Annotated in this window: 22 protein-coding genes and 1 tRNA gene; 13 read left to right on the top strand and 10 right to left on the bottom strand. The window is 71.3% G+C overall.

Annotation, left to right across the window (positions count from 1 at the left end):
* Positions 1 to 223: 223 nt before the first annotated feature.
* Positions 224 to 1,369, bottom strand: a complete 1,146-nt coding sequence (hppD, locus tag IE330_RS28045) for a 4-hydroxyphenylpyruvate dioxygenase (RefSeq protein ID WP_190138936.1) — start codon at positions 1,367 to 1,369, stop codon at positions 224 to 226.
* A gap of 121 nt (positions 1,370 to 1,490) precedes the next feature.
* On the opposite strand from hppD, the gene IE330_RS28040 reads away from it, so the two are divergent.
* From IE330_RS28040 to IE330_RS28015, 6 genes are all read left to right on the top strand, one after another.
* Positions 1,491 to 1,958, top strand: a complete 468-nt coding sequence (locus tag IE330_RS28040; RefSeq protein ID WP_190138935.1) for an Lrp/AsnC family transcriptional regulator — start codon at positions 1,491 to 1,493, stop codon at positions 1,956 to 1,958.
* 165 nt (positions 1,959 to 2,123) lie between these two features.
* Complete coding sequence (locus tag IE330_RS28035) at positions 2,124 to 2,771, top strand: ABC transporter permease (RefSeq protein ID WP_190138944.1); 648 nt, start codon at positions 2,124 to 2,126, stop codon at positions 2,769 to 2,771.
* Positions 2,772 to 2,886: 115 nt separating this feature from the next.
* Positions 2,887 to 4,098 carry a betaine/proline/choline family ABC transporter ATP-binding protein gene (locus tag IE330_RS28030; RefSeq protein ID WP_229925988.1) on the top strand — a complete coding sequence of 404 codons (1,212 nt, stop codon included), beginning with the start codon at positions 2,887 to 2,889 and terminating at the stop codon, positions 4,096 to 4,098.
* Complete coding sequence (locus IE330_RS28025; RefSeq protein WP_190138933.1) at positions 4,095 to 5,039, top strand: ABC transporter permease; 945 nt, start codon at positions 4,095 to 4,097, stop codon at positions 5,037 to 5,039. Before IE330_RS28030 ends, IE330_RS28025 begins: the two co-directional genes overlap by 4 nt.
* Complete coding sequence (locus IE330_RS28020) at positions 5,036 to 6,010, top strand: glycine betaine ABC transporter substrate-binding protein (RefSeq protein WP_190138932.1); 975 nt, start codon at positions 5,036 to 5,038, stop codon at positions 6,008 to 6,010. Before IE330_RS28025 ends, IE330_RS28020 begins: the two co-directional genes overlap by 4 nt.
* Positions 6,011 to 6,098: 88 nt before the next feature.
* Positions 6,099 to 6,698 carry an ArsR/SmtB family transcription factor gene (locus tag IE330_RS28015; RefSeq protein ID WP_190138931.1) on the top strand — a complete coding sequence of 200 codons (600 nt, stop codon included), beginning with the start codon at positions 6,099 to 6,101 and terminating at the stop codon, positions 6,696 to 6,698.
* A gap of 308 nt (positions 6,699 to 7,006) precedes the next feature.
* On the opposite strand, the gene IE330_RS28010 is transcribed toward IE330_RS28015, so the two are convergent.
* From IE330_RS28010 to IE330_RS27995, 4 genes are all read right to left on the bottom strand, one after another.
* The gene (locus IE330_RS28010; RefSeq protein WP_229925986.1) at positions 7,007 to 7,816 is read right to left on the bottom strand and encodes a S16 family serine protease; all 810 of its coding nucleotides are present in this window, start codon (positions 7,814 to 7,816) and stop codon (positions 7,007 to 7,009) included.
* A 128-nt stretch (positions 7,817 to 7,944) separates the two neighbouring features.
* Positions 7,945 to 8,586 (bottom strand): IclR family transcriptional regulator, encoded by a 642-nt coding sequence (locus IE330_RS28005; RefSeq protein ID WP_190138930.1) that lies wholly within the window; start codon positions 8,584 to 8,586, stop codon positions 7,945 to 7,947.
* A 383-nt stretch (positions 8,587 to 8,969) separates the two neighbouring features.
* On the bottom strand, positions 8,970 to 10,766 hold the full coding sequence (locus IE330_RS28000) for a DEAD/DEAH box helicase (RefSeq protein WP_190138929.1): 1,797 nt from the start codon (positions 10,764 to 10,766) through the stop codon (positions 8,970 to 8,972).
* A gap of 146 nt (positions 10,767 to 10,912) precedes the next feature.
* Positions 10,913 to 12,454 carry an MFS transporter gene (locus tag IE330_RS27995; RefSeq protein WP_190138928.1) on the bottom strand — a complete coding sequence of 514 codons (1,542 nt, stop codon included), beginning with the start codon at positions 12,452 to 12,454 and terminating at the stop codon, positions 10,913 to 10,915.
* A gap of 481 nt (positions 12,455 to 12,935) precedes the next feature.
* On the opposite strand from IE330_RS27995, the gene IE330_RS27990 reads away from it, so the two are divergent.
* Positions 12,936 to 13,472 carry a hypothetical protein gene (locus IE330_RS27990; RefSeq protein WP_229925985.1) on the top strand — a complete coding sequence of 179 codons (537 nt, stop codon included), beginning with the start codon at positions 12,936 to 12,938 and terminating at the stop codon, positions 13,470 to 13,472.
* 237 nt (positions 13,473 to 13,709) lie between these two features.
* Positions 13,710 to 14,873, top strand: a complete 1,164-nt coding sequence (locus tag IE330_RS27985; RefSeq protein ID WP_190138927.1) for a VanZ family protein — start codon at positions 13,710 to 13,712, stop codon at positions 14,871 to 14,873.
* 60 nt (positions 14,874 to 14,933) lie between these two features.
* On the opposite strand, the gene IE330_RS27980 is transcribed toward IE330_RS27985, so the two are convergent.
* On the bottom strand, positions 14,934 to 15,608 hold the full coding sequence (locus tag IE330_RS27980; RefSeq protein WP_190138926.1) for a hypothetical protein: 675 nt from the start codon (positions 15,606 to 15,608) through the stop codon (positions 14,934 to 14,936).
* 394 nt (positions 15,609 to 16,002) lie between these two features.
* Between IE330_RS27980 and melC1 the strand changes: the two genes are divergently transcribed.
* Together melC1 and melC2 are read left to right on the top strand one after the other, a co-directional pair.
* A complete protein-coding gene (gene melC1, locus IE330_RS27975; protein WP_190138925.1) occupies positions 16,003 to 16,407 on the top strand; it encodes an apotyrosinase chaperone MelC1 in 405 nt (134 codons plus the stop codon).
* Positions 16,408 to 16,424: 17 nt separating this feature from the next.
* Positions 16,425 to 17,252, top strand: a complete 828-nt coding sequence (gene melC2, locus IE330_RS27970; RefSeq protein ID WP_190138924.1) for a tyrosinase MelC2 — start codon at positions 16,425 to 16,427, stop codon at positions 17,250 to 17,252.
* 16 nt (positions 17,253 to 17,268) lie between these two features.
* On the opposite strand, the gene IE330_RS27965 is transcribed toward melC2, so the two are convergent.
* Both IE330_RS27965 and IE330_RS27960 read right to left on the bottom strand, forming a co-directional pair.
* A complete protein-coding gene (locus tag IE330_RS27965; RefSeq protein WP_190138923.1) occupies positions 17,269 to 17,604 on the bottom strand; it encodes a DUF397 domain-containing protein in 336 nt (111 codons plus the stop codon).
* The gene (locus tag IE330_RS27960; protein WP_190138922.1) at positions 17,601 to 18,455 is read right to left on the bottom strand and encodes a helix-turn-helix domain-containing protein; all 855 of its coding nucleotides are present in this window, start codon (positions 18,453 to 18,455) and stop codon (positions 17,601 to 17,603) included. The genes IE330_RS27965 and IE330_RS27960 overlap by 4 nt, the downstream gene beginning before the upstream one ends.
* Positions 18,456 to 18,612: 157 nt before the next feature.
* Between IE330_RS27960 and IE330_RS27955 the strand changes: the two genes are divergently transcribed.
* The gene (locus tag IE330_RS27955) at positions 18,613 to 19,047 is read left to right on the top strand and encodes an ATP-binding protein (protein WP_190138921.1); all 435 of its coding nucleotides are present in this window, start codon (positions 18,613 to 18,615) and stop codon (positions 19,045 to 19,047) included.
* Here the strand turns inward: IE330_RS27955 and IE330_RS27950 are convergent.
* Positions 19,034 to 20,215, bottom strand: coding sequence for a serine hydrolase domain-containing protein (locus tag IE330_RS27950; protein WP_190138920.1), 1,182 nt, complete (start codon positions 20,213 to 20,215; stop codon positions 19,034 to 19,036). The genes IE330_RS27955 and IE330_RS27950 overlap by 14 nt on opposite strands.
* Positions 20,216 to 20,459: 244 nt before the next feature.
* On the opposite strand from IE330_RS27950, the gene IE330_RS27945 reads away from it, so the two are divergent.
* Positions 20,460 to 20,534: transfer RNA gene (locus IE330_RS27945), tRNA-Cys, on the top strand.
* An 87-nt stretch (positions 20,535 to 20,621) separates the two neighbouring features.
* Here the strand turns inward: IE330_RS27945 and IE330_RS27940 are convergent.
* Complete coding sequence (locus tag IE330_RS27940; protein ID WP_229925984.1) at positions 20,622 to 21,566, bottom strand: L,D-transpeptidase; 945 nt, start codon at positions 21,564 to 21,566, stop codon at positions 20,622 to 20,624.
* A gap of 106 nt (positions 21,567 to 21,672) precedes the next feature.
* On the opposite strand from IE330_RS27940, the gene IE330_RS27935 reads away from it, so the two are divergent.
* A complete protein-coding gene (locus tag IE330_RS27935; protein WP_190138919.1) occupies positions 21,673 to 22,230 on the top strand; it encodes a SigE family RNA polymerase sigma factor in 558 nt (185 codons plus the stop codon).
* The last annotated feature ends 105 nt before the right edge of the window (positions 22,231 to 22,335 follow it).

Genomic DNA, 22,335 nt, shown 5'->3' with positions numbered 1-22,335 from the left:
GGCAGCGGCGGAAAACGCGGGCACCCACCCGCAGCGCCCCGCGCCCGGGCCAAGCGGGCGAAGCCAGGCCGTCACGGGTGGGCGGGCGGGAGACACCGCCGCGGCAGCGGCGGAAAGCCCGGGGCAGTCGGCCGCAGCGCTCCGCGCCGGGCCCCGGCCGGCAAGGCCGGGGTGTCACGGGCGGGTGGGTGGGCGAGAGGCCCCCGACAGGGGCCAGGCACCTCTAGAGGTTGCCCCGCTTGGCCTGCTCCCGCTCGATCGCCTCGAACAGCGCCTTGAAGTTCCCCTTCCCGAACCCCATCGACCCGTGCCGCTCGATGAGCTCGAAGAACACCGTCGGCCGGTCCTGCACCGGCTTGGTGAAGATCTGCAGCAGGTACCCGTCCTCGTCCCGGTCGACGAGGATCTTCAGCTCGCGCAGGGTCTCGACGGGCACCCGCGTCTCCCCGGCCCACTCCCCCAGCGTGTCGTAGTAGGAGTCGGGGGTGTCGAGGAACTGCACGCCCGCGGCCCGCATCGTGCGGACGGTCGCGACGATGTCGTTCGTGGCGAGGGCGATGTGCTGGACGCCGGCGCCGCCGTAGAACTCCAGGTACTCGTCGATCTGGGACTTCTTCTTGGCGATGGCGGGCTCGTTGATCGGGAACTTGACCTTGAGGGTGCCGTCCGCGACCACCTTGGACATCAGGGCCGAGTACTCGGTGGCGATGTCGTCGCCCACGAACTCCTTCATGTTCGTGAAGCCCATGACCTTGTTGTAGAAGGCGACCCACTCGTTCATCTTGCCGAGCTCGACGTTGCCCACACAGTGGTCGATGGCCTGGAAGGTCCGCTTGGCGGGCGGGGCCACGAGCGGCGAGGCGGACACGAAGCCGGGCAGGTACGGGCCGTCGTAGTTCTTGCGCTCGACCAGCGTGTGCCGGGTCTTGCCGTAGGTGGCGATGGCGGCGAGGACCACGACACCGTGCTCGTCCTTCACCTCGTACGGCTCCTCGATGCCGCGCGCGCCGTGCTCGACGGCGTACGCGTACGCGGCGCGCGCGTCCGGCACCTCGATGGCGAGGTCGACGACGCCGTCGCCGTGCGCGGCCACGTGGTCGGCGAGGAAGGTGCCCCGCTCGGTGGACGCCTTGATGACGGAGGTGAGGACGAACCGGGCGGAGCCGTTCTCCAGGACGTAACTGGCGGTCTCGCGGCTGCCGTTCTCCGGTCCGGAGTAGGCCACGAGCTTCATGCCGAACGCCGTGGAGTAGTAGTGCGCGGCCTGCTTGGCGTTGCCCACGGCGAAGACGACCGCGTCCATTCCCTTCACCGGGAAGGGGTCGGCCTCGCGCGCGGTTTCGGGGGTGGTGTGTGTGGTCTGAGTCATAGGCCGAGGCTGCCGCCGATCCACAAGATGCGCAATAGTTCGCGCATTTCCTGGTCAATCTGCCCAGCGGAGGGCCCATACTGGCGGGCGTTCTGTACATCATGACTATTTGGGAGGCGGCATGGCGATCGATCATCTGGACGGCAGGCTCCTCGTGCTGCTGGCGCGCGAGCCGCGCATCGGCGTCCTGGAGGCGTCCCGCAGGCTCGGGGTGGCGCGCGGCACGGTGCAGGCGCGCATGGACCGCCTTCAGTCGAACGGAGTCATCCGCGGCTTCGCCCCGCAGGTGGACCCGGCGGCGCTCGGCTACCCGGTCACGGCGTTCGCCACGCTGGAGATCAAACAGGGCCAGGGCGCCGACGTACGGGCCCACTTGGCGACCGTCGCCGAGGTCCTGGAGCTGCACACCATCACCGGCCACGGCGACATGCTGTGCCGTCTGGTGGCCCGCTCGAACGCGGATCTCCAACGTGTGATCGACCGGGTGCTGGGCTTTGATGGCATCGTCCGGGCCTCCACGGCGATCGTCATGGAGAACCCCGTTCCGCTGCGGATCGTCCCGCTGGTGGAACAGGCGTCCGGCGCCTGACGTCCCGGCCGGGACGGATACCGGCACCCATGCGGGCACCGGTGCCCGCATGGGTAAGGAGTAGGAGGCACGGAGCACGGAGCACACGGCACACAGCACACGACGCACAAGGGCCCGGGATCCGCCCGGCGCCGTCTGAGCGCGCCCCGTGAGGTGAGCGGCACTGTGAACTTCTGGGACTACCTCGGCACCCGTCACCAGCAGTTGCTGACGGACGCGTACCAGCACGCCAGCGCGGTCTTCCAGTGCATGGTGGTGGCGACGGTCATCGGCGTGCTGATCGGTGTGGCGACGTACCGCAGCGAGTGGGCGGGCAACCTCGCCACGACGGTGACCTCCACCGTCCTGACGATCCCGTCGCTCGCCATGATCGGTCTGCTGATCCCCGTGGTGGGCCTCGGCGTCGCGCCGACGGTGACGGCCCTGACGCTGTACGGGCTCCTGCCGATCGTGCGGAACGCGATCGTGGGCCTGCGCGGCGTCGACCCGGCGCTGGTGGACGCCGCGAAGGGCATCGGGATGTCGCGGCTGCACCGGCTGGCGCGGGTCGAGCTGCCGCTGGCGTGGCCGCCGATCCTCACCGGCATCCGGGTCTCCACCCAGATGCTGATGGGCATCGCCGCGATCGCCGCGTACGCCTCCGGGCCCGGGCTCGGCAACGAGATCTTCCGCGGCATCGCCTCGCTCGGCAGCAAGAACGCGCTCAACCAGGTGCTCGCGGGCACGCTCGGGATCGTCGTCCTCGCGCTGCTCTTCGACGCCGCGTACGTGCTGATCGGCCGCCTGACGATTCCGAGGGGGATCCGTGTCTGAGACGCCGGAGAGGCCCGTCCCGTCCCCGGACCCGAGAGCCCCGGGCGCGGTCGCCGACCAGGCGGGCTCCACCGCCACCTCGCCCGCCGCCCCGGCCGCCGCCTCCGGCGCGACCATCGAGCTGGAGAACCTCACCAAGCGCTACCCGGGCAGCGCCGAGCCGGCCGTGGACAGCGTCAGCATGGAGATCAAGGCGGGCGAGACCGTCATCTTCGTGGGCCCCTCGGGGTGCGGGAAGTCCACCACGCTGAAGATGATCAACCGGCTGATCGAACCGACCGGCGGCCGCATCCGCATCGACGGCGAGGACGTCACGGACATCGACCCGGTGAAGCTGCGCCGCAAGGTCGGGTACGCCATCCAGTCCTCCGGCCTCTTCCCGCACATGACGGTGGCCCAGAACATCGCCCTGGTGCCGCGCATGGTCGGCTGGGGCAAGGCCCGCGTCAAGGAGCGCGTGGAGGAGATGCTGGAACTCGTCGGGCTCGACCCGGGCGAGTTCCACGGCCGCTACCCGCGCCAGCTCTCCGGCGGCCAGCAGCAGCGCGTGGGCGTGGCGCGGGCGCTGGCGGCCGACCCGCCCGTGCTGCTCATGGACGAGCCGTTCGGCGCGGTCGACCCGATCACGCGCGACCACCTCCAGGACGAGCTGATCCGCCTCCAGCACGAGCTGCACAAGACGATCGTCTTCGTCACGCACGACTTCGACGAGGCCATCAAGCTCGGCGACCGCATCGCGGTGCTGCGCGAGCGCTCGCACATCGCCCAGTTCGACACCCCCGAGGCCATCCTCACCAACCCGGCCGACGACTTCGTCTCCGGCTTCGTCGGCGCGGGCGCGGCGCTGAAGCGGCTGAACCTGACCCGCGTACGCGACGTGGAGATGGCCGACGTACCGACGGTGACGATCGACGACCCGCTCCAGGACATCTTCACCAAGCTCCGCGCGTCCGGTACGAACGAGCTGCTGCTCCTCGACAAGCGCGGCCGCCCCTACAAGTGGCTCCGCCGCGGCGACCTGATGCGCGCCAAGGGCTCCCTGGCCCGCGCGGGCACCCTCGTGCACGACACGGTGACCCGGGACGCCACGCTCCGCGACGCCCTGGAGGCGGTGCTCACCGACAACGCGGGCCGGGTCGCGGTCACCGGGCGGCGCGGCGAGTACACCGGCGTCGTCGACATGGAGACGCTGATGAACTCCGTGCACGAGATGCTGGAGGCCGACCGCCTGGACGCCCTGGAGCACCAGCACGAGCTGGAGGAGCAGCGCGCCCGGCTGACCCGCAAGGAGCAGGAGGGCGACGGCGGCGGGGAGGCGAAGGCATGAGCCCGACGCCCGGCGACGACCCCCACGCCCCGCGCCGCGGGCCCGTGGCCCGGCAGGCCGCCCGCCCGCCCGGCGAGCACGAGGTCAAGGGGCTCGCCTTCCGTGACGCGTACCGGGACGAGTACGGCGAGGACCCCGAGGGGTACGGCGCCGAGGACCCGGCCGGGCCGGGGCCGTCCGCGTCGCCGGTGGCGCGCGAGCCGCGCCGGGTGACCTGGCAGAAGCTGACGTTCCTGCCCGCGCTGCTGGCGGCGGTGCTGCTCGCGACCTGGCTCTGGTTCGCGCGGGCGGACCTGGACCCGATCTCCCGGAACGCCCTCTCCGACGGGCAGGTGGGCAAGGCGCTGCGGCAGCACGTCGAGCTGACGGCGCTCTCCACGTTCTTCGTCCTGATCATCGCGATCCCGCTGGGCATCCTGCTGACGCGGCGCCGGTTCCGCAAGGGCGCGCCGGTGGCGATGGCGCTCGCCAACACCGGCCAGGCGACGCCCGCGATCGGCCTGCTGGCCCTGCTGGTGATCTGGCTGGGCATCGGCGAGAGGGCGGCCCTGACGGGCATCGTGATCTACGCCGTCCTGCCGGTGCTCTCCAACACGATCGCGGGCCTGCGGGCGAACGACCCGACGCTCCTGGAGGCCGCGCGCGGCATCGGCATGTCGCCGCTCGGCGTGCTCACGCGGGTCGAGCTGCCGCTGGCGGTCCCGCTGATCCTCGCGGGGGTGCGCACCGCGCTCGTCCTGAACGTGGGGACGGCGACGCTGGCGACCTTCGGCGGCGGGGGCGGCCTCGGCGTGCTGATCACCACGGGCATCACCAACCAGCGCATGCCGGTCCTGATGCTCGGCTCGATCCTCACCGTGGTCCTCGCGCTCCTCGTGGACTGGCTGGCGTCGCTGGCCGAGATCGTCCTCAGCCCGCGCGGCCTCGAGGTCCGGTCATGAGGGCCGCACCGCGCACGAAGGCGCTGGCGGCACTGGCCGTGGCCCTGCTGACGGCGGGCGGCTGCGGGCTGACCAGCGGCTCACCGATGGTGGACGACGTGAAGCCCGGCACCGTCGGGCAGGGCAGGCCGCTGGACGGCGCGAAACTGACCGTCACCTCCAAGGAGTTCACCGAGCAGCTCATCCTCGGAGCCGTCTTGGGCATCGCCTTCCAGGCGGCCGGCGCCGACGTCCTGGACCGCACCGGCATCCAGGGCTCGATCGGCGCCCGCGAGGCGGTCAAGGGCGGCGACGCGGACGCCATGTACGAGTACACGGGCACCGCGTGGATCACGTACCAGGGCAACTCCAAGCCGATCACCGACCCGCACGAGCAGTGGCAGGCGGTCCGCGAGGCCGACGCGGAGAACGGCGTGAGCTGGCTGCCGCCCGCCGCCCTGAACAACACCTACGCCCTCGCGACGAACGCGGCCAACGCCGGGAAGTACGGCACGAAGACGCTCACGGACGTCGCCGCCCTGGCGAGGAAGGACCCCAAGGCGGTCACCGTGTGCGTGGAGGGCGAGTTCGCCAACCGGGCCGACGGCCTGCCCGGCATGCAGAAGGCGTACGGCATGAAGCTGCCGGCGGGGAACGTCACGCAGATGGACACCGGGATCATCTACACGCAGGTCAAGAAGGGCAGTTGCACCTTCGGCGAGGTGTTCACGACGGACGGCCGCATCAAGGCGATGCGCCTCGCCGTCATGGAGGACGACCGGCGCTTCTTCCCCAACTACAACGCCGCGCCCGAGATCAACGCCAAGACCCTGAAGAAGCACCCGGAGATCGCGGAAGTCCTGGCCCCCGTCACGAAGAAGCTCACGAACGCGGTGGCGCGGGAGCTGAACGCGAAGGTGGACGTCGACGGCCAGGACCCGCACGAGGTGGCGAAGGACTGGATGGTGGAGCAGGGGTTCGTGAAGGAGTAACGCCTGTGCGGTCAGGCTTCGTTGGACGCAAAGGGTTCGTTGCAAAGAACCCGTTGCAACGGAACCTTTGCATGCGTACGCTGCTGTCATGACCGGAGAACCGGAGCGGCCCGCGCAACGGAGGATCCACCACCTCGATGCCCGTTCGCTGCGAGGGCTCGCCCACCCGCTGCGGATGCGCCTGCTGTCCTCGCTGCGCCGCGACGGCCCCGCCACCGCCTCCCAACTGGCGGACCGGCTCGGCGAGTCCAGCGGCGCGACCAGCTACCACCTGCGCCAGCTCGCGGAGTACGGCTTCGTGGAGGACGCCCCGGAGCGCGGCACGGGCCGCGAGCGCTGGTGGCGTGCGGTGTACGACGGGACGATGCTCGGCGACGAACTGCGCACCGACCCCGACCCGGAGGTGCGCGGCGCGGTCGGCACGCTGCTGCACGAGAGCGCGACACAGCACTCCCAGGAGCTGTCCACCTGGCTGGGCACGGCGGACGACTGGCCGAAGGAGTGGGTGGAGAGCTCGGACGTCAGCGACTTCACGCTGCGCCTGACCCCGGAGCTGAGCGCGGAGCTCGGCCGGAAGGCGCACGCCCTCATCGAGAGCTACCGGGCGCTGGCTCCGGAGGCCGACGCGCCGGACGCGGCCACGGTCCGCGTCCACCTGCACCAGTTCCCGACGCGACCCGCGACCTGAACCGGCCACGGCCCGGAAACCTCGAACCGGCCACCGTCCGAACCCTGAACCGACCACGACCCGAAACCTGACCTGATCACGGCCCGAACCTTGCACCGACCACGGCCTGAACCTTGCACCGGCCACGGCTCGACCCCTGAACCGACCACGGCTCGGAAGGAGCACCCCCATGCACTCCGACGTCCATCTGCTGCTGCACCGCACCCGCACCGAGGAGTTACGGCACCGCGCTGTCGCCCGGAGGCAGCCGAGGCCCCCGTTCCGCGCTCAACTGGGCTGGACCCTCGTCGAGTTGGGCCTGCTCCTGGTCAGCAGGTCGGGACCTTCCCGCCCTTGGCCAGAGCGCGCAGCGCGTCGACCGTACCGGACAGCGTGGTGACCGGCACGAGCCGGAGCCCCTTCGGCTTCTCCGCCTCGGCCGCCTCGCACTCGGCCTTCGGCACCAGGAAGACGGTGGCCCCGTCACGGGCGGCGCCCCGCGTCTTGAGGGAGACGCCGCCGACCGCGCCGACCTTGCCGTCCGCCTGGATGGTGCCGGTCCCGGCGATCGTCCGGCCGCCGGTCAGGTCGCCGCCGCTGCCGTTCCCGTCCAGCTTGTCGATGATGCCGAGGGCGAGGAAGAGCCCGGCGCTCGGCCCCCCGATCTTGCCCAGGTCGGCCTTGACCTGGACCTTCTCGGTGCCGTCCACGCCGTTCTTCCTGAGGTAGGCGAGCGCCGCCTTCGTGGCGTCGTCCTGCGACTCCCGCATGTCGCCGAGGTTGTGCTCCTCGACTTCCTTCTCGTTGTCGCCCTCCGGGTACACGGAGTCCCTGGGCATCACGGCCCGGTCGGTGCGGAACCAGCCGTCGATCACGTCGCCGAGCCGCACCGTCATCTGGGGGCCCGTCGCCACGATCGTCGTCATCCGCAGTTGCCCCTCGGTCTCGCGCGTGGGCAGCCCGGAGACGGTGAGCACCGGCTTGCCCTCGTGCTCGCCGAGCACGTCCGCGGTGCCGCCCGGCTGGGCGACGGAGAACGGCAGCGGCGCGAACGCGGTGACGCCGAGCAGCGCGGCGACCGGCAGCGCGGACAGGGCCAGGGCCTGGGGGCGGCTCAATCGAGCGAGACGGGACAGCACGCGTCCAATCTACGCGAGGCGCCATCGACGCTCCGACGGGCAGGGAACAGCGGACGGGAGGGTTCAGCCCGTCCGGCGCTTGAGGACGAGGAAGGCCGAAGGCCGCGAGCGCGGCTCGCCGAGCGGCCTCAGCGCAGTGCCTCGGCGACCTCGCGGGCCGCGTCCACCACCCGGGGCCCGACCCGCTCCGGCACCGAGTCCGCCAGCATGACCACACCGACGCTGCCCTCTATGCCGGTCACCCCGACCAGCGGCGCGGCGGCCCCGCTGGCACCGGCCTCCAGCTCGCCGTGGGTGAGGGCGAAGCCGGGGTCGGTGATCTGCCCCTGCCGGGCGGCGAGGATCGCCTTGCCCGCGGCGCCCCGGTCGAGGGGGTGGCGGAACCCGGTCCGGTACGCCACGTGGTAGTCCGTCCAGGTCGGCTCGACGACGGCCACGGCCAGCGCCTCCGTGCCGTCGACCAGGGTCAGGTGCGCGGTCGCCCCGATGTCCTCGGCGAGGGCGCGCAGCGCGGGCAGCGCCGCCTCGCGCACCAGCGGGTGCACCTGCCGGCCGAGCCGCAGCACCCCGAGGCCGACGCGGGCGCGGCCGCCCAAGTCGCGGCGTACGAGCGCGTGTTGTTCGAGCGTGGCGAGCAGGCGGTAGACCACGGTGCGGTTCACGCCGAGCTTGTTGGACAGCTCGGTGACGGTCAGGCCGTGGTCGGTGTCGGCGAGCAGCTTGAGGACGCGCAGTCCTCGGTCGAGCGTCTGAGAAGTCTCCGCGGTCACGACGCCCACTCCTTTAGTTGGTGAGGGTCGACGGCCCCCTCTGCGGCGGGCACCGGCTGCGCTCCGGGGCGGCGCTGCCACGGGGCGTTGTGTAGCGGGGACAGTAGCGAGGGCGTCCCGCTCAGCGGAAGACTCCGTCCAGAATCCGGTCAAGGGGAAGGAAAGACGGTCCGCTTCACCCCGATACGCACCCCCGTATGTGGACGCGGAATGCACCCCACCTGCACGACCCGCGCACGTTTCCCGACCTTCCGGTGACGACCGGGCCCCCGCGGAGGCGCCCCGGAGGGGGCGCGGGGAACTGCGCGAGCAACCACGTACAGACCGCCAGGTCCGGCACCGACGGCAAGCCCCCCGAACAGCGGAACCCGCAAGCGTGCGCCCTAGCGCATACGCGTGGCCCACTCCTGCACCTTGGCGATCCGCTGCCGAAGCTGCCCCGCCGTGGCCTCCGCGCTCGGCGGCCCCCCGCACACCCGCCGCAGCTCGGTGTGGATCACGCCGTGCGGCTTGCCGCTCTGGTGGACGTACGCGCCGACCATGGTGTTGAGCTGCTTGCGCAGTTCGAGCAGCTCCTTGTGGGAGACCACGGGCCGCCGCTCGGCGGGCAGCTCCAGGAGGTCGGCCTCCTCGGCGGGCTTCTTCTTGCTGTGCGCGATCTGCCGGGCCTGCCGCTTCTGGAGCAGGAGCTGGACCTGGTCGGGCTCCAGGAGGCCGGGGATGCCCAGGTAGTCCTGCTCCTCCTCGCTGCCCGGGTGGGCCTGCATGCCGAACTCGGCGCCGTCGTACAGCACCCGGTCGAAGACGGCGTCGGACTCCAGCGCCTCGAAGGGCAGCATGTCCTGCTCGCCGGTGTCCTCGTCCTGCTGCTTGTTCGCCTCGTCCATCTCCTTCTCGGACTCGGCGTACGGGTCCTCCTCCCCGCCCTCCTTCTTCGGCCGGTCGAGGGCGTGGTCGCGCTCGACCTCCATCTCGTTGGCGAAGGTCAGCAGGTCGGGGACCGTCGGCAGGAAGACGGACGCGGTCTCGCCGCGCCGCCGCGACCGCACGAAGCGGCCGACGGCCTGGGCGAAGAACAGCGGCGTGGAGATCGTCGTCGCGTACACGCCGACCGCGAGGCGGGGCACGTCGACGCCCTCGGACACCATGCGGACGGCGACCATCCAGCGGTCGTCGCTGTGGCTGAAGTCGTCGATGCGCTGCGAGGCCCCGGCGTCGTCGGAGAGCACCAGCGTGGCCTTGGTGCCGGTGATCTCGCGGATGAGCTTCGCGTACGCGCGCGCGGAATCCTGGTCGGTGGCGATGACGAGGCCGCCGGCGTCCGGGATGGCCTTGCGGACCTCGGTGAGGCGGCGGTCGGCGGCCTGGAGGACGTTGGGCATCCAGTCGCCGCGCGGGTCGAGGGCGGTGCGCCAGGCCTGGGAGACCGCGTCCTTGGTCATCGGCTCGCCGAGGCGCGCGGCGATCTCGTCGCCGGCCTTGGTGCGCCAGCGCATGTTGCCGCTGTAGGAGAGGAAGATGACGGGCCGCACGACGCCGTCGCCGAGGGCGCTGCCGTAGCCGTACGTGTAGTCGGCGGCGGAGCGGCGGATGCCGTCGTTGCCCTCCTCGTACGTCACGAAGGGGATCGGGTTGGTGTCGGAGCGGAACGGCGTACCGGTGAGGGCGAGCCGCCGCGTGGCCGGCTCGAAGGCCTCCAGGCAGGCCTCGCCCCAGGACTTCGAGTCGCCGGCGTGGTGGATCTCGTCGAGGATGACCAGCGTCTTGCGCTGCTCCACGCGGTTGCGGTGCAGCATGGGCCGCACGCCGACACCGGCGTAGGTGACGGCGATGCCCTGGTACTCCTTGCTGAGCGGGCCCGCGCTGTACTCCGGGTCCAGCTTGATGCCCACCCGCGCCGCCGCCTCGGCCCACTGCTTCTTCAGGTGCTCGGTGGGGGCGACGACGGTGACCTGCTGCACGACGTGGTGGTGCAGCAGCCACGACGCCAGCGTCAGGGCGAACGTCGTCTTACCGGCGCCGGGCGTCGCCACGGCGAGGAAGTCGCGCGGCTGCTCCTGGATGTACTTGTCCATCGCCCCCTGCTGCCAGGCGCGCAGCTTGCTGGCGGTACCCCAGGGAGCACGCCCCGGGAAGGCGGGCGACAGGTGGTGCGACGAGGAGGCGGCTGTAGTAGTCACGGTCTCCGTTTTTTGACGCTGCGGGTACGTACGACAACCGGGCCACCCTACCGGTGGGACGACCGCACCCCGGGGCTGGCGCCCGGGTCCGCCCCCCGGTGCGACGCGGTTCACACCGGCTCGCGTCCATCCCCGCCGGGCGCCCCTCAGCCGTGCTGCCCGGCGCGGGTGCGCAGGCGGGTGCCGAGCCATGCCCCGGCCAGGGCCACGGCCGCCATCGGCAGGAAGACCGCGGCGAAGGCGGCCGGGTGGGAACCCGCGGCGGCGTCCGCGCCGGAGCCGTGGGCGTCGATCGCGCCGCCGCCGAGCGCGGCGAAGGCGGCGCCGCCCGCGGCGAGCAGCAGGGCGTTGGACAGGCCGTCGGATATCTGGAGCGCGGCGGAGTTCGAGCCCGCGTCCCGCGGGGGCGACAGGCGCAGGAGCAGCACGCTGGTCGAGGCGATGACCATGCCCATGCCGAGGCAGCCGAAGCCCCAGGCGACCGCGACCGTCCACACCGGGACGGCGTCGATCAGCACGCCGGGCGCGGCGGCGATGGCGGCGGCCACCAGCACCATCCCGACGACCACGAGCTTCTCCCGGTGCGGCTCCATGAGCGGCCGCGACTGTACGTACGAGCCGAGCGCCCAGGTGGCGCCGCCCGCGGCGAGGGAGAGGCCCGCGAGGGTCGGCGAGAGCCCGCGCTCGCTGACGAGCATCAGCGGTACGAAGGACTCGGCGGCGACGAAGGAGCCCGCGGCCACGCCCCGGAGCAGCACCACGGAGGGCAGCCCGCGGGCGGCCCGGTAGGTGCCGCGGGGCAGCAGCCCGAGCACGGACGGCACGAGCGCGGCGGCGCCGAGGACCAGGGGTATCAGGGACAGCCAGCGCAGGTCCTGCCCCGCGTACTGGAGCAGGCCGGCGCCGAGGGAGATGCCGAGGGCGAGGCGGATGCGGCGGCGGTCGAGGGGCTCGGGCGGGGCGTCCGGGTCGAGCGGACCCGACGCCGTGCGTCGTACGGCGGGCAGCGCGAGTGCGAGGGGCGCGGCGACGAGCACTGGGACGCCGATGAACACCCACCGCCACCCGAGGTGCTCGGTCACCGTGCCCGCCACCAGGGGCCCGACCACGGACGGCACCACCCAGGCGGCCGCGAACGCCGCCATGATCGCCGGGCGCAGGGCCTCCGGGTAGGCGCGGCTGACCACCACGTACAGCGACACGATGACGAGTCCGCCGCCGAACCCCTGTACCGCCCGCCCCAGGATGAACTGCCACATCGCCCCGGCGGTCCCCGACAGCAGCAGCCCCGCCACGAACGCGGCCATCCCGCCCGTCAACGGCCCGAGCGGCCCGCGCCGGTCGGCCCACTGCCCCGAGAGCACCATCCCGAACAGGCTGGTCGTGAAGTACGCCGAGAACCCGAAGGCGTACAACGACACCCCGTCGAGCTCCCGCGCCGCCACGGGCATCGCCGTCCCCACGGCGGTCGCCTCGAACGCGATCAGCAGCACGACCGACACGATCCCCACGCTCAGCGCCCGATAGGCCTTCCCGAGCACCCCACCCTCGCCGGCCCCCGCCTCCCCCGCATCCGCCACCGCCACCGCCTCGGCAGCGGCAGGGACGGGAGCGGCGGCGGCCGGAACGGGCACGGCGGCGGCCGGAACGGGAGCGACGTCGGTGTCGCGGGGGTCGTGGGTGGTCATACGGGCCAGCGTAGGAGCCACCACCGACAAGATCGCCTGCCCGAAGACGGGAAGCGCCTCAGCCGTTGGTCGTACGTCCTCCGCCCCTATGGCACATGGAGGCGCGTCACCGGTCCGGCCGGGCAAGCCTCACGCTGCGCAAGATCAACGGAGCGTAGTCCACCACCGTTGCCACCTATACGGAATTCTGCATTCCACAACACCCAACACGCTTGCCGCCGGATGCCATTGAGCATCGAAAGCCCGAAGCTTTCACCCTCAACAAAACCGCCAATAATCACCGCGAGTCACCAACACGACATCTGTTTGTAGTCGGCACCGATGTCTGCATATGATCATTTCGCCGAGCCGGAGGGCTCACGGCGACAGGACGCTCTCTCTATCACCGACCTCATTAGAGAACTGCCGCGCCCTCAGCACCTCAACATCCCCTTCGGCCACAGGCAGAGATACTCACAGTTCTTCAAAGGGGGAATCACTCATGCGCATGTCCGCACTCCGAATTCTGGCCTTCCCGGCGGCCGTGGCACTCTGCGGCATATCCGGATCCGCTTACGCCGACGAGGCCGAACCGACCGCTGCCGCGCATGCCCTCGAGGCGACCAGCACAGGCGGTGTCGCGGCCGAAGGCGGCACAGACGGTGACGAGAGCCTTGTGGCCGACGGCGAGATCGCCATCAAGGCTGCCGGCTGCCCGCACGACGGCCGCTTCGGGCCGAACTCCGTGTGTACGTCCCTTTCGGGCGGCGCCGTCTTCCACAGCAAGTACCACCCGGACGCCACGAGGACGGGCATCAAGACCTCCTACAAGAAGTCGAGCGGGTCGGCCGTCACCAACAAGCTGGGCTACACCTACAAGGGCACCACTCACTGGGGCGCCTACGGCTCCCAGAAGAAGGGGACGACGCGCTCAAAGACGTGGACCCGCACCGACTACGACTTCGTCTGCAGCTCCACCGTGGGCATCATGCACGTGAAGGGCGAGGGGAGCTACCAGACGCCTGTTGCTTCCTGCTGATACCCGAAATCAACGTATCCCGTCCGGCTCGTTCCGGGCGGGACGCATCCCCGCGTTCAAGGTACGAGAAAAGTGTTTACAGCCATTTTCCAGGGCGAGAAAGTGTTTCTCTGCGCCTTGATCTGCGTATCCATCGGCCTGGGAGTGGGCGCCTTTCTGTGGCAGCGAGGTAGAAGCGACAGGGGTAAACCTTGGGCGTGGGCGGCCTTCGCTGTCTGTAGCGGGATGGCCGTCGGAGTGACCTGGTTCTTTCCGGGTGCCGGAGGCTCCAGCACCACCTGCGTTCTGAACAAGGACCTCGCTGAGCCCTTCAAGACCGAGCAAGGCCTGCTGAACGCGGGGATGTTCGCGCCGCTGGGGTTTTTCGGGCTGCTCGCGAGCCGTCGGGTTCTCGCCACCGCGGCATGGGTCGTGGCCGCTCCCGTGGCCATCGAGGTCGGCCAGGCAGTGTTGCCCTGGGTGGGCCGTAACTGCGACAGCAGCGACGCCGAGATGAACATCCTCGGCGGCGTGAGCGGCGCATTGGTCGCATGGCTCGGCACATACATCGCCAAGGCCCGGCTGCAACCCGTGCAGCCTCAGGTACGCCCCACTCTTCTCAGCGCCGGCGCGACGCTGGTGGTCTGCGCCGTCACTTGGCAGGTGGCGATCACGCCCATCGCCGTCGACGCGACCAGCCTCCAATCCCCCGACGACGCTCAGAAGCAGGCAGCCACCGATGCCTTCCGTACGGCCTTCGGCGACCGCTACACGTTCGCCAACGTCCAGCTCCAGCCCGGACCCGACGGACATGACAGTCTGCTGATCACTCTGGAACGCGACGGCGAGGCCACACTGAGCTGGCCGAAGACGGACCGCTTCAACGTCAGCCTGGAAAGCTCCAGCCAGCCGGGACCCAACAGCTACCCCGTCGGCGGCTCTTCCCGTCGCGACGTGGACGCCACAGAGGCCTACGCCATCGCACGCCGGTACGCGGGCGAGCACTACCCGTGGGCTCTGCGCGGAAGCACCCACAGGACCTATCCCGTCGGCGAGAACGCCGAGTTCGGATGGATGACGAGCTGGCGATTCCTGCAGGACGGTGTGGTCATGCCCGCGAAACTGGATGTCGAGATCAACCGGGCGGGCCGCGTCTCCCAGCTCAACGTCGACTCGGGCCCGCCCCACGTCAAGCTTCCGCCCATCAAGCTCACCAGGCAGCAGGCAGTCGCCCGCGCCCGTGCCACTCAGACGACCCTGGACGGCGTCAGTGTCAAGGCCAGGCGTCTGGCCGCGTACGAGGTGCGGGGACACTGGCGTGCCCAGTGGGTGGTCGCCATCATCCCCGAGGGCAGCGATCCGTCCTCCGTCCTGGTCGACGCGACGACAGGACGTGTGGACGACAGCGGTCCCGACGGCTGAGGCGGGGCCGCCGACCGGCTCCCCACGCCTGTGGGGCTGGCCCGCGCCCCCTCTCCGCGGTCAGAGGACCGTCGCGGTCGACAGGACCGTGTCGACTTCTTCGCGCTCAGGGCCCGTGCCGGGCGTGCCCAGGCCCAGGAGGAACGCCGTGTCGTTCTCGTCCGTGATGATCAGCGTCAGCCTGAGGTGGGCCGTGCCGCCCTCGCCGTCCTTCACCGCGAGGGCCACCGTGTGGGCCGTGTGGCCGTCCACCGTGGTGGCCTTCGACTCCTTCAGCTCCGAGGAACCCTCGGGATAGAAGAACACCGCGTTGGAACGCGCCGCCCGCTCCGTCTGCCCCGCCAGCGCCGCCTCCGGCACCCGGCCCGCCTCGCCCGCGGCCACGAAGCCGCCGTCGGTGTCCTTGCCGTACGCGTCCTCGTGGGACTTCTTCGTCATGCCCGTGGTGAAGGCGCTGATCAGCTTCTTCTTGCCGTCGTGCTTCCAGCCCTCCGGGATGCCGTACGACAGGCCCGCCTTGGTGTCCGTCACGCGCGGCCGCCCCGCCAAGGGGTCGTCGTCGCGCATCCACCACCACGTCCCGAGGCCCGCCGCCACCACTGCGGCGATCACCGCCGTGACGACCGCACCCCGCCACCGGCGACCGCTGCGCGTCGGGGCGTACGGCGGCGGGGGCGGCGGCACGAGCGGGGGTGTGGGCATGGTGGGCGGGGGTGTCGTGGGCGGTGTCGTCATGCCGCCCAGCTTCATCACTCGTCCCGGAAGTCTCCTGAGTACCGGTACTCATGCCACTACTCAGGGCGTCCGCAGCGCCACCCTGCGGCATACCGCGCCCCTTTTCAGCCACCTTTCCCCTGTGATCGACAGCACCAACCCGACGTTGCGTGTGAAGATTTTGCGCTCACCTCGTATTTGTAGCGCAAGATTTACTGATTACGTGTCCATGAAGCGGATGCGGCACAAGATCACTGCCGTTCAACTCTGCACTATTTGTGCGCAGTCGTCCGTAAGGGCGGGCAACCTTTCCCACCGATTACGGCCCCGACCTCCGCTTCTGTTCGCATGACCCCCAGGAGTCCGGCTGACCACCGGAACTCCCCTTTCGCACCGCTTCTTTGGGGGTTTACGCATGTCCGGAATCACCCGCCGCCGCGCCCTCGGCGCCGCCGCGAGCGCCGCCGCCGGCCTCACCGCCGTCGCCGCAGCCCACAGCCCGGCCCAGGCCGCCACGCCGCACGACCACGGCAGGTCCGGCCAGGAGCCCGGCTCCTTCGACGAGGTGTACCTCGGCCGCCGCATCCAGGGCGGCCCCTCCCACGGCGGCGGCCACCACGGGGACCACGGAACCGGCTACTCCGTCCGCATCGACGGCGACGAGCTGCACGTCATGCGCAACGCCGACGGCACCTGGATCAGCGTCGTGAACCACTACGAGCCCCAGGCCACACCCCGCGCCCTCGCCCGCGCCGCCGTCGTCGAGCTCCAGGGCGCCGCCCTCGTCCCGCTCGCCACGCCCACCCCGTCCGCCGCCTGAACCGGAGCTCCGCCACCATGACCGTACGCAAGAACCAGGCCCAGCTCACCACCGACGAGAAGCGCCGCTTCGTCGACGCCCTTCTCGCCCTGAAGCGCGACGGGCGCTATGACTCCTTCGTCAGCACGCACAACGACTTCATCATGAGCGACCGCGACGACAGCGACCGCGTCGGTCACCGCTCGCCGTCCTTCCTGCCCTGGCACCGCCGCTTCCTCATACAGTTCGAGCAGGCCCTCCAGTCCGTCGACCCCTCCGTCGCCCTCCCCTACTGGGACTGGACCACCGACCGCACCCCCGCCTCATCCCTCTGGGCCCCCGACTTCCTCGGCGGCACCGGCCGCAGCCGCGACGGCCAGGTCACCGACGGCCCCTTCGCCGGGTCCGCCCGCGCCTGGCGCATCAACGTCCGCGTCGACGCCCGCGACTTCCTGCGCCGCAACCTCGGCGGCAACGGCCTCCAGCTCCCCACCAAGGCCGACGTCGACTCCGTCCTCGCCATGTCCACGTACGACGCCCCGCCGTGGAACAGCGCCTCCGACGGGTTCCGCAACCACCTCGAAGGCTGGCGCGGCGTCAACCTCCACAACCGCGTCCACGTCTGGGTCGGCGGCCACATGGCCACCGGGGCCTCCCCCAACGACCCCGTCTTCTGGCTCCACCACGCCTACGTCGACAAGCTCTGGGCCGAGTGGCAGTCCCGCCACCCCAACTCCCCGTACCGGCCCGCCTCCGGCACCCGCGACGTCGTCGACCTGAACGAGCCCATGCGCCCCTGGGGCAACGTCACCCCCGCCGACATGCTCGACCACCGCCGCCACTACACGTACGACGTGGCCGCCTGATCCCCCGACCTGCCGGTCAGCCCCCGCTCGCGTGCCCCACGAAGTCGCGCCAGGCGCGCGAGCCGAACGCGAGACGGGGGCCTTCGGCGTTCTTGGAGTCCCGTATGTGGATGGTGGTCCGGGTGGTGGCCACTTCGACGCAGTCGTTGATGTTGCTGCTGTCGCTGTAGCTGCTCCTGGTCCACTCCAGGGCTACCTCTACGCAGTCGCTGGGATTGCTGCTGTCGCTGTAGCTGCTCTTGGTCCACTCCAGGGCTACCTCGACGCAGTCCTCGCCATTGCTGCTGTCGCTGTAACTGCTCTTGAACCACGTCAGCTTGGAGGTGCCCGAGGCGAAGGACTTGTGCGTCATGTCTCTCCCAGCACTTGCTCGATGAAGGCCATCGACTCCCGTGGCGTGAGAGCCTCGGCCCGGATGATGCCATAGCGCAGCTCGAGGATTCGGAGTTGCCGAGGGTCGGAGACCGGTCGCCCGTTGAACTCGTCGTCCGTACGTCCAATGGCCGTGCCATCAGCGAACTTCAGCACTTGGATCCGTCCGCCCGTTCCAGGGTGGTCGCCATGTTCAGTGGGCATCACCTGGATCGTGACGTTCGGCAACTGCGCCACTGCCAGTAGACGTTCGAGCTGTCGGCGCAACACCATTGTCCCGCCGATCGGTCGCCGAAGCGTCACCTCTTCTTGGACAAAGCTCAGCTCCGGCGCCGGGCTGCGCTCGAAGATCGCCTGCCGGGCCATCCTCGCGGCAACCAGCCGCTCAAGTTCCTCAGGGGCGTAGGCGGGACGCCGCGTCCGCAGCAGCGCCTCGGCGAACTCCGGTGTCTGGAGCAGGCCGTGCACGTTGTGGGTGCTGTACAGGCACAGCTCGACCGCCCTCGCCTCCAGCTTCGCCAGTTCGCGGACCTTCTTCGGGTACCTCGCCCTCGCCAGCTCCTCCTTCATCGCCTTGATGAAGCCCCGGGCCCTGAGGACGTCGTCCGCCGCGTCCAGGTACTCGGGGCGGGGGATGCGCGCCCCGCGCTCCACCTTGCGGACCAGGTCCTCGCCGTAGCCGATGGCGTCGCCGAACTCCGTCGCGGACATGCCCGCGGCCTCGCGCCACCGTTTCTGCTGGTGGCCGAGGGCCTCCACCACCGATGCGATCTCGTCGCCGGGCTCGACGTCCCAGCCCGCCTCGTCCATGCTTTCGCCGTCCGCGCTCATCACGCCCACCTCCGCTGTGCCGCCCCGCTCCAACGCGCAGCCGTACCCGTACGACACCCTGGACATCCGAGACAGCGCCGGACAGCGAGCGGACAGTCACCGTACGTGAACGTCTGGTTGCCATGCAGCGTAGGCGGGGTCCCGCACGCTGAAGGGCATGAACACAGAGACCTCACAAGCCCGGGCCGACGCGCGGGTGTTCAGTGTCCGGATGCCGTCCACGCCGCGTGGCGCCCGGCTCGCCCGTCATGCCGCCGTGCGCCAACTCCGGGCCTGGGAGCGGCCGTCCGACGCCGTGGAGCTCGTCGTCGCCGAGCTCGTCAGCAACGCCGTGCGGCACGGGCACGTGCCGGGGCGGGGCTTCCGGCTGGTGCTGCGGGTGTCGGACGGCGGCGTACTGCGGGTCGAGGTGTCCGACACGCGGGGCGAGTGCCTGCCCCGGTCGTCCGGGCCGGTGGGGCCGGACGCCGAGTCGGGGCGGGGCCTGCTCCTCGTGGCGGCGCTCGCCGACCGCTGGGGCACCGAGACGGGGCCGGAGCCGCGGAAGACGGTCTGGGCGGAGCTCGGCCCGCCAGGCGTCAGGCCCGTATGAGCGGGAGGGCGGCCACCACGCGCTCCACCATGTCCTCCTTCGCCGTCAGCGGGGTGGGTGTGTACGCCAGGACGAACCGCACGCGCCGGTCGCGGGTGGCGAACATCCGGGTGCGGTAGCCGTAGGTCTCGCCCGTCTTTCCCCACAGCGTCACGCCCCCGGGCAGCGGGACCCGCTGGAGTCCCATGCCGTACCGGGCCGGAGTGCCGTCCGGCATGCGCACCGTGTCCGGCGGCAGGGCGAAGAGCCGGTCCACCGCGGTCGACGGCAGCAACTCCCCCGAGAGCAAGGCCTCGTGGAAGCGCTCCAGGTCGGACACCGTCGTCACCAGCTCTCCCTCGCCCCACGCGCTCGACTGGTCGTACGTCGTCGCGTCGCACAGGGAGCCGTCCGTCATGCGCAGGTACCCACGGACGTGCGCGCCGCGCAGGCGGGGGTCGGTACCGGGGAACCACGTGCGGCGCAGCCCCAGCGGGCGCAGCACCCGGGCCGTGACCTCCTCGCCGTACGCCCGGCCCGTCAGCTCCTGTATGAGCAGGGCGAGCAGGACGTAGTTGACGCCTCTGTACTCCTGCCGGGTGCCCGGGGCGAACTTGGGGCCGCTGTGGGCCACCGTCTCCACCAGTTCGTACGGCGTCCAGCGGTCGCGGCGGTGGCGCAGCACGGCCTCGGGAGTGCCGAGGTCCGGCAGGCCCCGGTGGTCGGGCAGCCCACTGGTGTGGTTCAGGAGCTGTCTGACCGTGACGGCGGCGGACGCGGGCGGCAGCAGGCCGGGGACGTGCCGCCCGATCGGGTCCCCGAGGCGCAGGCGGCGCTCCGCCCAGAGCTGGAGCACCACCGCCGCCACGAAGGGCTTGGTGACGCTGCCCGCCCGGAAGGCGTCGTCGGGGCGCGGGGGCCGGTGTCCGCCCAGTCGCGTGACACCCGTGCTGCCGTACCACCGGTCCCTGCCGTGGGCGGCGGCGAGCTGCGCGGAGGTCGCCGGCGGGTGCGCCAGGTCGGCCAACGCGGCGTGCAGGCCCTTCGGGTCCCAGGCGCCGCGTCTCCTCACCGCCCGGTCCGCCGCGACAGCCACACCGCCCACGCCGCCCGTCGCCGCGAGCAGCGCGACGCCCGCCGCCGCCGAGCCGCGGGCCAGCACCCGGCGCGAAATCCACTGAGAAGTCATGCGTCCATGGTCGCCACGCCCCCGCCGCCTCCACATCCGGGAAGACCCCCGAGAAGACCCCCATAAGGCCCCCCGAGGATCTCCCCGACACCGCCCCTGAAAGACCCCTGAGGAGACCGGCACCGCCGTCCCGCCCTTCATGAACGCACATGAACGCCGTGTGGCAGTCCCGTTGCGGCGGCGGCCATGTCCTTGAGGTGTGGCACGGCCACCGCCTACGGTCGACGACAAGAGAACACAGCTTGGCCGTGTGCCCGAGTGGTTTAGGGATTCGCCTGCAAAGCGAAGCACACCGGTTCGATTCCGGTCACGGCCTCCAGTCCGTGCGGGCGGCCGCCTCCTCCGGGAGGCCGCCACCCGCGAGCCGCGACCCTGACCGCAGCCACAGCCTCAGCCACAGTCCCGGTCACAGCGCGCTGCCCGCCTTCCACTCGTCCCACGGCACGTTCCAGTCGCCGTACCCGTTCCCCGGCTCCACCGTCTCCTTGGACCCGGTCACGCGGACGACGTCCCCGGGGATGACCTCCTCGTAGAAGCGGCGCGCCGTGCCGTCCGTGGCCAGGCCTATGCAGCCGTGCGTGACGTTGGCGCGGCCCGCGTAGGTGTTGGCCTTCGGGTTCTGGTGCAGGTAGGTGCCGGACGTCGTCAGGTGCACCGCGTAGTGGTAGTAGTCCTTGTACGCGTCTCCGTAGCCGACGGTCCGGGAGTCCATGAAGACGCGGCGCTGCTTGTCGGAGACGACCATCGTGCCGTTCCAGGTGTCCATCCCCGGGGCGCCGGCCGTGACGGGGACGCGACGGGTCGTCCCGGCCTTCACGACGGTCATGGTGTGGGTGCGCACGTCGACCGTGGCCACCAGGGAGCGGCCCACCGTGACGGTCCTGTCGATGGCCTCGCCCGCCCGTACGGTGATCCTGGTGCCCGGCTCCCAGTACGTCCTCGGGCGGTAGTCGATCCGCTGGCCGTCGTGCAGGTTGCGGTCCTTGACCCAGCTCCAGGAGCCGGTGGTGCCGTTGTCCGTGGTGACCTTCAGGCGCTTCTCCACCGCCGCCCGCCCGGACGCCGGTACGGGACGCGCGAACGTCACCGAGAGCGGCATGCCGACGCCGACGGTCTGCCCGTCGGCGACGTTCACCTTGACGCCGCTCCGCAGCGCCTGCGGCAGCGGCTCCGCGCGCGGGACCGCCTTCCGGGCCGGGGCCGCCGCACCGGCCCGCTCCCCCGCACCGGACGCGCCGTCTCCCCCGCCGCCCCCGCTGCCGCAGCCCGCGAGCAGCAGGGCGCAGACCCCGGCCACGGCCGCTCCCGCGAGCCGCCGGGTTCCCTTGGTTCCTGTGGTTCCCCTGGTCAACAGAGCCCCCCTATGTGGTGTGCTTCGATGTACGGGACCTGTACGCATGCCGGGGGTCCCCGGGTTGCATGCGAAGCGGAGAAGTTCCGGGACCCGTGGGAGCGGCATGACGGAGGACGAGTTCGACGCGTTCTACGCGTCGGCGTTCCCGCGCGTCGTCGGCCAGGTGTACGCCTTCACCGGGGACCACGGTCAGGCCCAGGACGTCGTCCAGGAGGCGTTCGTGCGGGCCTGGGACCGGCGGCGCGACTTCCTGGCCGCTCAGGCCCCGGAGGCGTGGATCCGTACGGTCGCGATGCGGCTCGCGGTCAGCCACTGGCGGCGGGCCCGGCGCTGGCTGGAGCTGGTGCGCCGCACCCCGCCGCCCGAGCACGCGCCCGGTCCGGGGCCGGAGCACCTCGCCCTGGTGCAGGCCCTGCGGCAGCTCCCGGAGGCCCAGCGCCTCGCGATCGTGCTGCACCACCTGTGCGACCTGAGCGTGGAGCAGGTGGCCGCCGAGACCGGGGCCCCGACCGGCACGGTCAAGGCCCGGCTGGCCCGCGGCCGGGCCGCCCTGGCCACGCTCCTCTCCCCCGGCGAGAGCGGCGCCCTGGGAGTCCCGGGCCGGAACGGCGAGGGAGCCCCGGGCCGGAACGGCGAGAAGGAGAGCGGCCGTGCCCGATGACCTGACCCCGCGCGAGCTGTCCACCGCGCTGCGCGACCTCGCCGGGAGCGGGGAGACGCCCGCCGCCGAGGCGGGCGCGCAGGTCCGCGGCCGGGCCACGGCCCG

It is taken from the genome of Streptomyces longispororuber (genome assembly GCF_014656095.1).
Lineage (GTDB): Bacteria > Actinomycetota > Actinomycetes > Streptomycetales > Streptomycetaceae > Streptomyces > Streptomyces longispororuber.
This window is presented reverse-complemented; position numbering and strand designations above follow the sequence as displayed.